Source organism: Mycobacterium sp. NPDC050853 (genome assembly GCF_040653875.1).
Classification (GTDB): Bacteria; Actinomycetota; Actinomycetes; order Mycobacteriales; family Mycobacteriaceae; genus Mycobacterium.
Genome location: NZ_JBFAGW010000004.1, coordinates 290,448 through 303,622 on the forward strand (window position 1 = coordinate 290,448; position 13,175 = coordinate 303,622).

A 13,175-nucleotide genomic window follows, 5' to 3' on the forward strand; every position below is an offset into this window, starting at 1 on the left:
AAGACGCCGTCATACGCGTCTCATCATCCATATCTATCCACTAGTCGCGCACGCGCATAGAGCTGCGGCTGCTGCGACCCTTAATCCCGATAGGGCTTACTAACATGGCGACTCCTGCCACCGAGCAGGCCTCGAAAGCGTCGTTCCTGCAGAACCTGCGGCACGACCTCCCGGCCTCCCTCGTCGTATTCCTCGTCGCGCTACCGCTTTCCCTCGGTATCGCGATCGCCTCCGGTGCCCCGCTCATGGCGGGCCTCATCGCGGCCGTGGTCGGTGGCATCGTCGCCGGCGCCATCGGCGGATCACCCCTTCAGGTCAGCGGCCCCGCCGCCGGCCTCACCGTGGTGGTGGCCGAGCTCATCAATGAATTCGGCTGGCAGATGACCTGCCTCATCACCATGGCTGCGGGAGTTCTCCAGATCCTGTTCGGGTTGAGCAAGATGGCCCGGGCCGCCCTTGCCATCGCGCCGGTGGTGGTGCACGCGATGCTCGCCGGTATCGGCGTCACGATCGCACTGCAGCAGATCCACGTTCTGATGGGCGGCACATCGCAGAGCTCCGCGTGGCTGAACCTCAAGGCGCTGCCACAGGGCGTCCTCAACCATCACCTGCCCGACGTGATCATTGGCGTGATGGTTATCGCCATCTTGCTGCTGTGGCCCAAACTGCCGCCCAAGATCCGGATGATCCCCGGTGCGCTGGTGGCGATCGTCGGTGCCACCGCGCTCGCATACGTCACCAACTCGCCAGCCGAGCGAATCAGCTTGTCAGGTAACTTCTTTGACGCGCTGAGCCTGCCCACGCTGGTCGGACCGGCCAACGGCGAATGGGGTGCGGTGATCCTGGGCGTGGTGACCATCGCCCTGATCGCGAGCGTCGAGTCGCTGCTGTCCGCGGTCGCCGTCGACAAACTGCACACCGGTCCCCGCACCAACTTCGATCGCGAGATGATCGGTCAGGGCAGTGCGAACGTGGCGTCCGGCTTTCTCGGCGGTCTGCCCATCACCGGTGTGATCGTCCGCAGCTCCACCAACGTGGCCGCGGGTGCAAAGACTCGGACATCGGCGATCATGCACGGCGTCTGGGTCTTGCTGTTCGCCTCACTGTTCAGCAATCTGGTGCAGCTCATCCCCAAGGCCGCTTTGGCGGGTCTGCTGATCGTCATCGGTATCCAGCTGGTCAAGTTGGCACACATGAAGCTCGCCTGGCGCACAGGCGATTTGGCGGTGTACGCCATCACCATGGTCTGTGTCGTCTTCCTCAACCTGTTGGAGGGCGTGGGCATCGGCCTGCTGGTGGCCATCGGCATCCTGGTGGCCCGGGTCATGCGGGCGCATATGGAGGCCAGGCCGTTCGGCACCGAGGGCTCACGCCAGTGGCACGTCGAGCTGGACGGAACCCTGAGCTTCCTGTCGATGCCGCGACTGACCAAGACACTCAGCACCGTCCCGCCGGGTGCCCATGTCACGCTGGCCATCAACGCCGATTATGTCGATCACGCCATCTCGGAGGCCATCTCCGACTGGAAGCGCGCCCACGAGGCGGGTGGCGGCACCGTGATGATCGTCGAGTCCTCACACGCCAAGCTGCACCACGCGCATACCACTCGGCCGCAGCGCCATTTCGTTTCTCGCGCTGTCGGTTTGGTGCCGTGGCGGTCGTGGCGCCGCAGCGATAACGACGGAGCGGGTGCGTCGATCATCGATGGCATCAACGAGTACAACGCGCGAGGCTCGAACGCGTTGCGTCCGCACGTCGCCGAGCTCGTCGACAGCCAGAATCCGGACGCGCTGTTCCTCACCTGCGCAGACTCGCGCATCCTGCCGAATGTCATCACCGCCAGCGGTCCGGGCGACCTGTTCACGGTGCGCAATGTCGGAAACCTGGTGCCCACCGATCCCGCCGACGGTTCGGTAGATGCCTCGCTCGATTTCGCGATCAACCAGCTGGGCGTGAGCTCAATTGTGGTGTGCGGACATTCGTCATGCGGGGCCATGAAGGCGCTGCTGTCGGAGTCCACAGACGCGCCCACCACCCCGGTGGGCCGGTGGCTCGATTACGGCCGGGACAGCCTCATCGCCTACCAGGAACACCATCCGGCCCGGGCCAGCGCTGAGGCATGCGGGTTCAACGAGGTCGACCAGCTCGGCATCGTGAACGTGGCAATTCAGGTGGAAAGGCTTGTCCACCACCCGATTCTGGCCGGAGCCGTCGTGGCGGGCCGGGTACGTGTAGTCGGCACGTTCTTCAACATCGCGGAAGCACACGTGTACGAGGTCGACGAGAACGGGATCGTGGGCCAGGACGGCGCCACGAACGACGTTGTGGAGGACCCAGCGCCGGCCACGAGCTGATCCCCGGCATCTACAGGGGCGCTCCCCCACGTAGATGCTCGAAGATCAACGACGTCTGCGTGCCCGCGACATCGGGCTGTGCGTTGAGTTTCTCAACGACGAAGGACCTCAGGTCCTCGGTGTCGCGGGCCGCCACGTGCAAGATGTAGTCGTCGGCGCCGGCCAGGAAGTACACGTCGATGACCTGCGGCAGCTGACGGATGTCCCGGATGAACGTACGGATCCTGCCCCGGGCGTTGGCTTGCAGGCTGACCGAGATCATCGCCTGCAGCGGCCGACCAATGGCCGCCGGATCGACGTCGGTGAAGAATCCACGGATCACCCCGGTTTCCTGGAGACGTCGAACCCGTCCATGACACGTGGACGCCGCAATCCCCACCGCCTCGGCTAACGCGCTGTTGGGTATACGTGCGTCGTCATGCAGTTCCAGCAGGATGCGGCGGTCGACGTCATCGAGCTCCACGCGCCGAACATCATTCGGTGTGGGGACCGTGTCAAGCTGCGATTCCGGTGATTTTGCGACCATATTTGCAATGTACCGAATCTTCGTCAGGAATATTGCATGTTTCTCGACGCTTCTTCACACTTGAGGTGAGAAATGGGGCGATCCCCGAACAGGAGACATCATCATGCGCGTAGGCATCCCTACCGAGATCAAGAACAACGAGTACCGCGTGGCCACCACCCCGGCCGGAGTTGCCGAGCTGACCCGCCGCGGACATGAGGTGATCATCCAGTCGGGGGCCGGCGAAGGCTCCTCGATATCCGATATCGACTTCAAGGCGGCCGGCGCCCAGGTCATCAACGGCGCCGAAAAGGTGTGGGCCGAGGCAGATCTCCTGCTCAAGGTCAAGGAACCGATCGAGCCCGAGTATGCCCACATGCGCCGCGGGCAGACCCTCTTCACGTACCTGCACCTGGCCGCCTCGCTGCCCTGCTCGGAGGCGCTGCTGAAGTCGGGAACCACGTCGATCGCCTACGAGACGGTGCAGACATCCGACGGCGCACTCCCCTTGCTCGCACCGATGAGCGAGGTGGCCGGGCGGCTTTCTGCACAGGTTGGCGCCTACCACCTGATGACTCCAGCAGGCGGGCGCGGTCTGGTGATGGGCGGCGTTCCCGGCGTCGGCCCGGCCGACGTCGTGGTGATCGGCGGTGGGGTTGCCGGATACAACGCCGCCCGTGTCGCCGCCGGAATGGGCGCTCATGTCACGGTTTTCGACGTAAATCTCAACAAGCTGCGCGAGCTTGACGCGGAATTCGGCGGACGCGTCCGGACCCGCTACTCCTCCTCCCTGGAGCTGGAGGGGGCCGTCAAGCGGGCCGACCTGGTGATCGGCGCGGTGCTCATCCCCGGGGCCAAGGCCCCCAAGTTGATATCGAATTCGCTTGTAGCCCAGATGAAGCCGGGCTCAGTGCTGGTGGATATCGCGATCGACCAGGGTGGCTGCTTCACCGACTCCCGCCCGACCACGCACGACGAGCCGACCTATACCGTGCATGACAGCGTCTTCTACTGCGTGGCCAATATGCCGGGTGCGGTGCCGCGCACGTCCACCTTCGCCTTGACCAACGCCACCATGCCGTATGTGTTGGCACTGGCGGACAAGGGCTGGCGCCGGGCTTGCCGCGAAGACACCGCACTGGCCAAGGGGCTCTCGACACATGAAGGTGCGCTGCTGAACGCGCACGTCGCCGAGGATCTCGAGCTGCCCTTCACCGATCCCGCGGGCCTGCTCACGTAACGCGGCAGTCCTGTACCGGCTACACCTCGGTATCGGGTGTGAGATCTTGTGTCCACGTGGGCATCTTGACGTTCTTCCGATAAGGCACTTTGTCGTTGAACTTGTTCACCGCCCGGCCGACCTTGTGCAGCGGATGGTCGAAATCGCTGAAGTAGGTGCTGTTGACGATGGGTGAACGCAGCAACCGGAAGGCCGGCAACCGGCGGGCGCTACTGCTGTTCCTGCCGCCGGATTCCGCATAGCGGTCGAACGCACGCTGGATAAGTATCGTGTCGATGCCCATGTTCCGCATGGCGTCACCCACTCGGGTCAGAAAGCCCGCGAACCGGATGATGTGAGGGTTGGCCAGCCCGATAGCGCGGACGATGGTGACCGGCTTGAGTAGCGGCGCCACATCCTCGACCAGCATTTTGGAGAATTTGCGGGTGCCCAACATGTCGATGACCGCGAAACCCACTGCCAAATGGCGTGATTCGTCGGAGTTGATCTTGGCGAAAACCTCGTGAAACAGCGGGTCCTCGATCTCGCCGGAGAGGAACTTGAGCACCGCACCGTCCAGCCCCACCTCGAAGAACGGGATGGCCGTCGCCATGTACATGAAGGGCAGACGCCGGTCACCGATAGCGTCAAACCCGTGCATTGCTTGCAGCAGGGCCTTGATATCTGCTGACTGCGGAGGGATCTCGCCCTCTTCCAGCATGCCCCACCGGTGCATCAACGCTATTTCGGCATTGGCATGCCGCTGCTCCTCGGCATGAAAGTAGCTATAGATCTCACGCAAGGTGTCGTTCGGCGCCGTCACACCCAACGTGCCCATCATCCGGCCGCCGATATGCTCTATCCACACCAGATCGGACATAAACCGCTTCAGATCGTCGAACTGCTCGGGGTTGATCGTGTCCGCACCTGGCTTGTCCCAGTCGAAATCGGCCAGGGTCCATTGCCTGGCCTTGACCTTGCCGAGAACGTTCACGAAGAACTCGTCGTTCTTTGTGATGTTCTTGGTGTTCTCCCGGGTCGGGTCGTCCGCCAGTACGGTCGTCATTGAGCTACCCCTATCTTCGTTGAGTGAGCAGTCGAGCTAGAGATGCCACTGAGTTCCTGCTGGGTGAGAATCCGGTAATCGGCGGTGTCGAAGTCTTCGAGCCGCCGCCGGAATTCGCTTGCCGTGCCAGGGAACAGCTCACTGGCCGTCGTCTCGATCTGGCGGTACCAGCGGAATGCACCGTCGCGCCAGGGGCTCTTGCCGAATCGCTGGGCCGACCACGCCCGCTCGCGTTCCAGAGCCTCCGGACGCACCTCCACCGAGACGAAGGCCAGTGAATCAACCAGCGCCAACGATGCTGCTACATAGTCGATTTGAGCCTCGGTATGCGACAGGCCCGCAAGTGCGTTGGAGCCCGAACCAGGACCGGCGAGTAGAAAAAGGTTGGGGAAGCCAGGAACATTCACCCCGTGATATGCGGACGGTTCAGCACCCCAGTGCGCGTCTAGCGTGCGGCCACCCGCACCGCGGATGGGGAACGGCGGCTCAAGCATCACCTCGGGAGCATCGAGGGCGAAAACCAGACAGTCCGCCCTGTGCGTCATGGCATCCGCCGATCGAACGCCGATGGCGCTCACCCCGGTGACAGGCCATGGCACGAGCTTGCAATTGTCCTGTTGCAGTGCCGGATAGAACTCGTCCGAGAACAGGATGCGGCGACTGCCCGCGCGGTAGGCCGGAAGGAGGTTGCGGCGCAACCAGGCATCTTTCACGTTGCGGTTGAGATGACCCTCCGCCACCGCCTCGACGAGGCGAGTACCCACACCGCGCCGCACCAGACCCCGGCTCAAGATCTCCTGGTAGCGGGCCGTCACCCGGCCCGCGATAGTTCCCGAGGCGTGGGACAACAGCCGCCCGGCGAGGCTCGGGGATTCACCGCCCCAGCGCGGTAACACCCAGTCGGGCGTGCGCTGGAAAACCCGCACCCGCGCGGCCTGCTTGACCAGTTCCGGTACCACGTGCACGGTGCTGGCACCTGCCGCAATCACCGCCACGTTGCGGCCCGAGAAGTCGAAGCTCGCATCCCAGTCCGCGGTGCTCAGCACCGGCCCGTCGAACTGATCGATTCCATCGAGTTCTGGTGGCAACGGCGTCTTTCCGGCGCCAACCGCCAGGACCACCTTTCGTGCGACAACGGACTTTTTCCCCGCCACGGTGATCCGCCACGTGGCGCTGGCCGGCTCGAAGGTAAGACCAGTCACCCGGTGCCGCAACCTCAGCACGGGTTCTAAATCATGCCGTGCGACCAGATCCCGGTGGTACTGGAGAACGCCCTTACGTGTCGCCCAGACCGCGCGCGAAGAGGAACTTGGCGAGAACGAGTAGGACTGCTGCACTGCTAACTCATCGCCGATGGTGGCCGCGTAGCTGCCGGCCTGCCAGTAGCCGCCGATCTCCTGCGCCTGCTCAAGAATCAGCAGGTTCTCCACCCCGGTCTGGCGCAGTTTGGCGGCTATACCCAGACCGGCCGTGCCTGCTCCCACGACCACGACGTCAACAGGACCATCAGCTGCCATCTGCGCGGTACCACCCTTTGTGCTTGTTGACGAATTACTCGGTTACGTCAACGCTAGCAGGAAGGAGTGGCGATACGACAAGAGGAGCTTTAGTCACATGGGTTATGGATATGTGATTTACATCACATTCTCAGCTCAGAATCTGAGCTTCCAGAATTCCCTGATACCTACGCATACCGGCGATCCACCGGTCGTAGTCGGCGCCCTTCTGCCGGTACATATCGAGCACTTGCGGGTGCGGCAGAACCAGGAAATTCCCTTCCCGGATGGCGTCCAGGGTTATCGCCGCGACGGCAGCCGGCTCCAGTACCTCGCCGGCGGCGGTGATCGAGGTACCGGCGACCTTCGTGGCGGGGTCCTCGGATTCGGTGAGGCCGTCCAGCAGAGCGGTCTTAACTCCCATCGGGCACAGACAACTCACGCCGATTCCCTTGTCGCCATAAGTAATCGCGAGCCATTCGGCGAACCCGACGGCGGCGTGTTTGGTCACCGAATAGGCCGGCGAGCCGATCTGGGTGAGCAACCCGGCCGCCGATGCGACCGCGAGGAAGTATCCGCGGCCCCGTTCCACCCACTTCGGCACCAGCAGAGTGGCCGCCCGGATATGTGCCCGCAGGTTCACATCGATCGTGAGATCCCATGCCGCTTCGCCAATTTCCAGCCCGAGGCCACCGCCGATGCCGGCGTTGGCGATGTAGAGATCGACCGAGCCGAATTCCTTCTCCGCCACGGCGATGAGGTTTTCGATATCGGCGATGGAGCTGGCATCAGCGCGCCGGCCAATGATCTGGCCCGCCCGCGCCGACGCGGTGCCCGCGGCGGCGTCCGCGTCGATATCGGAGGCGACAACCCGTGCCCCGGCATCGGCGAGCGCCCAGGCCAGTGCTTGCCCAATACCCGAGCCGGCTCCGGTGACGATGGCGACGCTGCCGTTGATATCCATACCCGGGACCCTAGCGCGGCGTTATTGGAGCGCTGCGAACGCGGCAGCAGCAGCGGCCGCCGCGGCGAAGAGGACCGCGAGAATGCGTGTGGTCCGGCGGGGATGACCGGTGAACCGCTCCCAGGTGACGGCGGCCGTCAGCGGCACCATCAACAAAACATGTGCTGCGGGGGCCACGGCCGTCGCCAGCATCACGGCCCAGCACGACCTGGCGCAGGCCCAGCCACTCAACCCTCCGAACCTCATGACCCCCTTGGCCGCTGGCCAACCGGAGGGCGGCAGCGGGCTTGACCTATGGCAGTCGCCGAGAGCCTGACACTTCAGCGGGGTGAGCTGCCAGAGCGCAGTCGCCAACAGTGCGCCTGCAAACAGCCACCAGGGCGCGGCGCCGGTCGCCGCGGATTGAGCGAGGGTGATGACGATGCCGACCGCAGCCCACACGGCAAGCCAGACCGCCGCATAAAGCGCTACTGCCCCACCGCGACGGCCGCGCGGGGCATGCTGCTCCACGAACTGCACGGCAGGCAGGGTGGCCGGCCCCATCATCGCGATCGTCATGACTATCCAAGCGGCGAAGGCTGCCCACAGCGCGGGATGGTGGGCGGCGGGCATAGGAGCCATAGGAGCCATCGGTGCCATGGTCTCGTGGTTCATACCGTGCATGTGGCCTGCAACGGGCGGTGCGGTATGAGCTTGGGAACCGTGCTGAGGCAGGAAGGTAAAACCCAACCACGACAACAGAATTACCGCAGTTGCAAGCTGTGCGTATCGGCCAGCTGTTAGTGCCCTAACCCGCTGGATCGCCTTGGCAACCATCAGCTGGAGATGATACCGACACCCGGCACGCCTAGCGTGCGGATTCAATCATCGCCCGTAGCGCCCGCGGCAGCGTCCGCTTGGATCGATACGGTCCGACGACGGCCGCCCCGGCAGGACTGCCGAGCAGCTGACGTGCGATGACATTGACCTCGTCGGCGGTCACCGCGTCGATCTTGTCCAGGGTCGCCGAAATCGTGCGGTGCTTGCCGTTGTTGAGCTCACTGCGGCCCATCCGATTCATGCGCGATGCCGAATCCTCAAGCCCCAGAACAAGTCCACCGGATAACGCGCCCTTGGCCCGGTCGATCTCCGCTGCGGTGAATCCACCCTCGACCACCGACTTCAACACCTGTGAGGTCACCTTGGCCACCTCGTCGAGACGCTCCGGCGAGCAGCCAGCATACACCGACAATGCACCGGTATCGGAGAAGGTATCCACCGACGAGTAGACCGCGTAAACCAGCCCGCGTTGCTCGCGAATCTCTTGGAACAGACGGGAACTGAGACCGCCACCAAGTGCACTGTTGAGCACAGACAGCGCCCAGCGGTGCTTCCAGCCACGTCCCGGCGTGCGCACGCCTAGCGACAGATGCACCTGCTCACCGTCGCGGGGCACCAAGACGAGCCCCGGCTTGGCCACGACCCGACCGTTCCCTGTTCGTGGCGCCACCGTCGCGACCGATGGGTTCAGATGCGACTTGAAGTACTTGCGCGCCAACCGCACCACGCGATCGTGGTCGATGTTCCCGGCCACGGCCAGCACCATGCGTTCGGGCCGATACCGCCGCACATGGAACGAACGCAACTGTGCCCGCGTCATCGCCGATATCGAGTCCGAACTCCCCAGCACGCTGCGGCCGACCGGATGATCGCCGAACAGCGCTCCGAGGAACGCCTCCCCCAGCAGGTCCTCGGGGTCATCGTCGCGCATCGCGATTTCCTCGAGCACGACATCGCGCTCGACCTCGACATCTTCGCTCGCACAGCGTCCACGCAGCACCACATCGGCCACCAGATCGATGGCCAGTTCCAGATCGGAGTCCAGCACATGTGCGTAGTAGCAGGTCTGTTCACGCGCGGTGAACGCGTTGAGCTCGCCCCCTACGGCATCGATCGACTGCGCGATATCGACCGCGGACCGGGTCGGCGTCGACTTGAACAGCAGGTGTTCGAGAAAGTGTGCCGCACCGGCAACGCTGCGCCCCTCGTCACGGGACCCGACATCGACCCACACCCCCACGGACGCCGAGCGCACCGAGGGCATTGCCTCGGTGACGACTCGGAGACCGCCGGGAAGAACCGTGCGGCGTACCGCGCTGGGGAACTTACTGGGTGACGGCATCAGCCGGAACGGCCTCCGCCGGAGCGGGCGCGGAAGCCTCGGCTGCAGGAGCTTCGTCTTCGCCGACCGGGACCAGCGAGATCTTGCCGCGGTTGTCGATATCGGCGATCTCGACCTGGATCTTGTCGCCGACCTTGACCACGTCCTCGACCTTGGCGATCCGCTTGCCCCTGCCGAGCTTGCTGATGTGCACCAGTCCGTCGCGGCCCGGCAACAGCGACACGAACGCGCCGAAATCGGTTGTCTTGACGACGGTTCCGAGGAACCGCTCGCCGATCTTGGGCAGCTGCGGGTTGGCGATCGCGTTGATCATGTCGATCGCGGCCTGCGCCGACGGGCCGTCGGTGGCGCCGACGAACACCGTGCCGTCATCCTCGATGGAGATGCTGGCACCGGTCTGCTCGGTGATCGAGTTGATCATCTTGCCCTTGGGCCCGATCACCTCACCGATCTTGTCGACCGGCACCTTGATGGCGGTGACACGCGGTGCGTACGGGCTCATCTCGTCGGGCGCGTCGATGGCCTCGGCCATCACCTCGAGGATCGTGCTTCGCGCGTCCTTGGCCTGCGCCAGTGCGGCCGCCAGCACCTTCGACGGGATGCCGTCAAGCTTGGTGTCGAGCTGCAGCGCGGTGACGAAGTCCTTGGTACCGGCGACCTTGAAGTCCATATCGCCGAAGGCATCCTCGGCGCCCAGGATGTCGGTGAGCGCGACGAAGCGACGCTCGGTGGTGCCGTCGGCGAGCTCGATGTCATCGGACACCAGACCCATCGCGATGCCGGCGACCGGGGCCTTCAGCGGCACACCGGCGTTCAGCAGCGACAGCGTCGATGCGCAGACAGACCCCATCGAGGTCGATCCGTTGGAGCTCAGCGCCTCCGATACCTGGCGGATGGCGTACGGGAACTCCTCGACGCTCGGCAGCACCGGCATCAACGCACGCTCGGCGAGCGCACCGTGCCCGATCTCGCGGCGCTTCGGCGAGCCGACGCGCCCGGTCTCACCGGTGGAGAACGGCGGAAAGTTGTAGTGGTGCATGTAGCGCTTGGACTTCTCCGGCCCCAGCGAGTCGATCTGCTGAGCCATCTTGACCATATCGAGGGTGGTGACGCCCATGATCTGGGTCTCGCCGCGCTCGAACAGTGCGCTGCCGTGGGCCCGCGGGATCACGGCGACCTCGGCTGACAGGGCGCGGATATCGGTGAGACCGCGGCCGTCGATGCGGAAGTGGTCGGTCAGGATGCGCTGGCGGACCAGCTTCTTGGTCAGCGAACGGAACGCCGCGCCGATCTCCTTCTCGCGGCCGTCGAAGCCCTCCTGCAGACGGCCGAGAACCTCGACCTTGATCTCGTCGGTCTTCTCGTCGCGCTCAGCCTTGCCCGCGATGGACAGTGCCTGTGACAGTGGCTCGGTGGCCACCGCGGCGACGGCAGCGAAAACGTCGTCCTGGTAGTCCGGGAACAGGGGGTACTCGGCGACGGGCTTGGCGGCCTTCTCGGCCAGCTCCTGCTGTGCGGTGCACAGCGCGGCGATGAACGGCTTGGCGGCCTCAAGGCCCTCGGCGACAACGCTTTCGGTCGGTGCACCGGCGCCACCCTCGATAAGAGCGATGACGTTATCGGCGGCCTCGGCCTCGACCATCATGATGGCGACATCGTCGCCCGCCTTCCGGCCCGCGACCACCATGTCGAACACGGCCGTCTCCAGCTGCTCGACGGTGGGGAACGCGACCCACTGGCCGTCGATGAGGGCGACCCGGACGCCACCGACGGGGCCGGAGAACGGCAGCCCGGAGATCTGGGTGGATGCCGATGCGGCGTTGATGGCCAGCACGTCATACAGGTCGGCGGGGTTCAGGCTCAGCACCGTCACCACCACCTGGATCTCGTTGCGCAGCCCGCTGATGAAGGTCGGACGCAGCGGCCGGTCGATCAGACGACAGGTCAGGATGGCGTCGGTGGAGGGACGTCCCTCACGGCGGAAGAACGAGCCGGGGATGCGGCCCGCGGCGTACATCCGCTCCTCGACGTCAATCGTCAGTGGGAAGAAGTCGAAGTGGTCCTTGGGGCTCTTGCTGGCAGTCGTCGCCGACAGGAGCATGGTCTCGTCGTCCAGGTAGGCGACGACGGCGCCGGCGGCCTGCTGGGCTAGGCGTCCGGTCTCGAACCGGATGGTGCGGGTGCCGAAGCTCCCGTTGTCGATGGTCGCGGTGGACTCGAAGACGCCTTCATCAATTTCTGTAACAGACATGGGTTCTGGAATACCTCTCATACGTTCTCAGTTAGCAGCAAGTGCTGCATTGGGCATATGTGCCATCACGCGGTCAGCGCGCGGACGTACCAGCGCGAGGTGGACCCGGAAGGTGATCGGCCACGGCCATTCGATCGAAGCGGCCGGGGCTGGCGAGGAGCCGCTTGCGCGAGGAGCGCGAGCCGCGAAACGCAGAGTTCCGGCTGCCACTACCGAAGACCGCCCGTTACCCGGTGGGACCAGCATGACAACCCCGACACCCTATCACCTGCGGCGTTTGCGGCCATGCAGCGTGATCAGGGCAGTTCCTCCACACACACGGTGAAATTGCGGTCGATGTACGGGTAGCCGAGCGCGGTCATGCAATCATCCGCCGTCGAGACTCCCTGCAGGACCTGGGTGGCACGCTTCTTGTTCTGCGCGTTGCGGTCGTTGCAGTCGACGCGTACGGGATCGCCGTCCCATTTGTCGGGGACGTTCATACAGCTGCCGACCACCCAGTCGATGTCCAGGCATAGGGCTTGACTCTTACGACCGAATCCGCGCTTGGCGTAATAGGACGAGTCGGCGTCCCGGGGACAGTCCGTATCCGTTGCGGTCTTGGCGAAGACCTTAAAATTGGACTGGGGACTGCCGCACGGTTTTTTGACGATCTTGGCCTGCTGGTCAGTACCACTGAGGTTGACACAGTCACCGACAACCAGGTCGTCGGTGGCGGCTGCTGCCGAACACGCCGACACCAGCCCAACACCCACGACAACCAGAACGATGGATGCGGCAGCCGTGAATCCGGGGCTGCCGCATCGTCGAGGAGAAACCAAAGTCAGCGGCGCAGACCCAGGCGCTCGATCAGCGAGCGGTAGCGCGCGACATCGACCTTCGCGATGTACTTGAGCAGGCGGCGACGGCGGCCGACCAGCAGCAGCAGACCACGACGGCTGTGGTGGTCGTGCTTGTGAGTCTTGAGGTGTTCAGTCAGATCGACGATGCGCTTGGTCAGCATCGCAACCTGGGCCTCGGGAGAACCGGTGTCGGTCTCGTGCACCCCGTACTGGGTGAGAATTTCTTTCTTCTGCTCGGTAGTCAATGCCACGGCAAGCTTCTCCATCACTGGGGTTCGCGTCGAATGTTTCTGGCGGGCCACCGCGAACTGCAGCTC

General features: G+C 64.4%; 11 protein-coding genes. 2 read left to right on the forward strand and 9 right to left on the reverse strand.

Annotation, left to right across the window (positions count from 1 at the left end):
* The first annotated feature begins 104 nt into the window (after positions 1–104).
* Positions 105–2,354, forward strand: coding sequence for a bifunctional SulP family inorganic anion transporter/carbonic anhydrase (locus AB0H22_RS16035; protein WP_180747977.1), 2,250 nt, complete (start codon positions 105–107; stop codon positions 2,352–2,354).
* 10 nt (positions 2,355–2,364) lie between these two features.
* Here the strand turns inward: AB0H22_RS16035 and AB0H22_RS16040 are convergent, their stop codons facing one another.
* Complete coding sequence (locus AB0H22_RS16040; RefSeq protein WP_180747978.1) at positions 2,365–2,880, reverse strand: Lrp/AsnC family transcriptional regulator; 516 nt, start codon at positions 2,878–2,880, stop codon at positions 2,365–2,367.
* Positions 2,881–2,983: 103 nt separating this feature from the next.
* Here AB0H22_RS16040 and ald point away from each other — a divergent pair, with 103 nt between their 5' ends.
* Positions 2,984–4,099: an alanine dehydrogenase gene (gene ald, locus AB0H22_RS16045; protein WP_358147211.1), complete on the forward strand. Its 1,116-nt coding sequence runs from the start codon at positions 2,984–2,986 to the stop codon at positions 4,097–4,099.
* A 19-nt stretch (positions 4,100–4,118) separates the two neighbouring features.
* Here the strand turns inward: ald and AB0H22_RS16050 are convergent, their stop codons facing one another.
* From AB0H22_RS16050 to rpsO, 8 genes are all read right to left on the reverse strand, one after another.
* Positions 4,119–5,144 (reverse strand): hypothetical protein, encoded by a 1,026-nt coding sequence (locus AB0H22_RS16050; protein ID WP_358147212.1) that lies wholly within the window; start codon positions 5,142–5,144, stop codon positions 4,119–4,121.
* Positions 5,141–6,661, reverse strand: a complete 1,521-nt coding sequence (locus tag AB0H22_RS16055; protein ID WP_358147213.1) for an NAD(P)/FAD-dependent oxidoreductase — start codon at positions 6,659–6,661, stop codon at positions 5,141–5,143. Before AB0H22_RS16055 ends, AB0H22_RS16050 begins: the two co-directional genes overlap by 4 nt.
* Before the next feature lie 130 nt (positions 6,662–6,791).
* Complete coding sequence (locus AB0H22_RS16060) at positions 6,792–7,604, reverse strand: SDR family oxidoreductase (RefSeq protein WP_358147214.1); 813 nt, start codon at positions 7,602–7,604, stop codon at positions 6,792–6,794.
* A gap of 21 nt (positions 7,605–7,625) precedes the next feature.
* The gene (locus AB0H22_RS16065) at positions 7,626–8,420 is read right to left on the reverse strand and encodes a DUF2182 domain-containing protein (protein ID WP_358147215.1); all 795 of its coding nucleotides are present in this window, start codon (positions 8,418–8,420) and stop codon (positions 7,626–7,628) included.
* A gap of 31 nt (positions 8,421–8,451) precedes the next feature.
* Positions 8,452–9,765: a pitrilysin family protein gene (locus tag AB0H22_RS16070; RefSeq protein WP_180747984.1), complete on the reverse strand. Its 1,314-nt coding sequence runs from the start codon at positions 9,763–9,765 to the stop codon at positions 8,452–8,454.
* Positions 9,749–12,016, reverse strand: a complete 2,268-nt coding sequence (locus AB0H22_RS16075; protein WP_180747985.1) for a polyribonucleotide nucleotidyltransferase — start codon at positions 12,014–12,016, stop codon at positions 9,749–9,751. The genes AB0H22_RS16070 and AB0H22_RS16075 overlap by 17 nt, the downstream gene beginning before the upstream one ends.
* 296 nt (positions 12,017–12,312) lie before the next feature.
* Complete coding sequence (locus tag AB0H22_RS16080; protein WP_180747986.1) at positions 12,313–12,771, reverse strand: hypothetical protein; 459 nt, start codon at positions 12,769–12,771, stop codon at positions 12,313–12,315.
* A 68-nt stretch (positions 12,772–12,839) separates the two neighbouring features.
* A complete protein-coding gene (gene rpsO, locus AB0H22_RS16085; RefSeq protein WP_078287840.1) occupies positions 12,840–13,109 on the reverse strand; it encodes a 30S ribosomal protein S15 in 270 nt (89 codons plus the stop codon).
* Positions 13,110–13,175 lie beyond the last annotated feature (66 nt).

What these genes read in the sequence shown, in the direction of transcription:
- AB0H22_RS16040 (WP_180747978.1), bottom strand. Translation starts at nt 2,880, where the DNA reads ATGGTCGCAAAATCACCGGAATCGCAGCTTGACACGGTCCCCACACCG.
- AB0H22_RS16035 (WP_180747977.1), top strand. Translation starts at nt 105, where the DNA reads ATGGCGACTCCTGCCACCGAGCAGGCCTCGAAAGCGTCGTTCCTGCAG.
- ald (WP_358147211.1), top strand. Translation starts at nt 2,984, where the DNA reads ATGCGCGTAGGCATCCCTACCGAGATCAAGAACAACGAGTACCGCGTG.
- AB0H22_RS16065 (WP_358147215.1), bottom strand. Translation starts at nt 8,420, where the DNA reads ATGGTTGCCAAGGCGATCCAGCGGGTTAGGGCACTAACAGCTGGCCGA.
- AB0H22_RS16070 (WP_180747984.1), bottom strand. Translation starts at nt 9,765, where the DNA reads ATGCCGTCACCCAGTAAGTTCCCCAGCGCGGTACGCCGCACGGTTCTT.
- AB0H22_RS16060 (WP_358147214.1), bottom strand. Translation starts at nt 7,604, where the DNA reads ATGGATATCAACGGCAGCGTCGCCATCGTCACCGGAGCCGGCTCGGGT.
- AB0H22_RS16075 (WP_180747985.1), bottom strand. Translation starts at nt 12,016, where the DNA reads ATGTCTGTTACAGAAATTGATGAAGGCGTCTTCGAGTCCACCGCGACC.
- AB0H22_RS16055 (WP_358147213.1), bottom strand. Translation starts at nt 6,661, where the DNA reads ATGGCAGCTGATGGTCCTGTTGACGTCGTGGTCGTGGGAGCAGGCACG.
- AB0H22_RS16050 (WP_358147212.1), bottom strand. Translation starts at nt 5,144, where the DNA reads ATGACGACCGTACTGGCGGACGACCCGACCCGGGAGAACACCAAGAAC.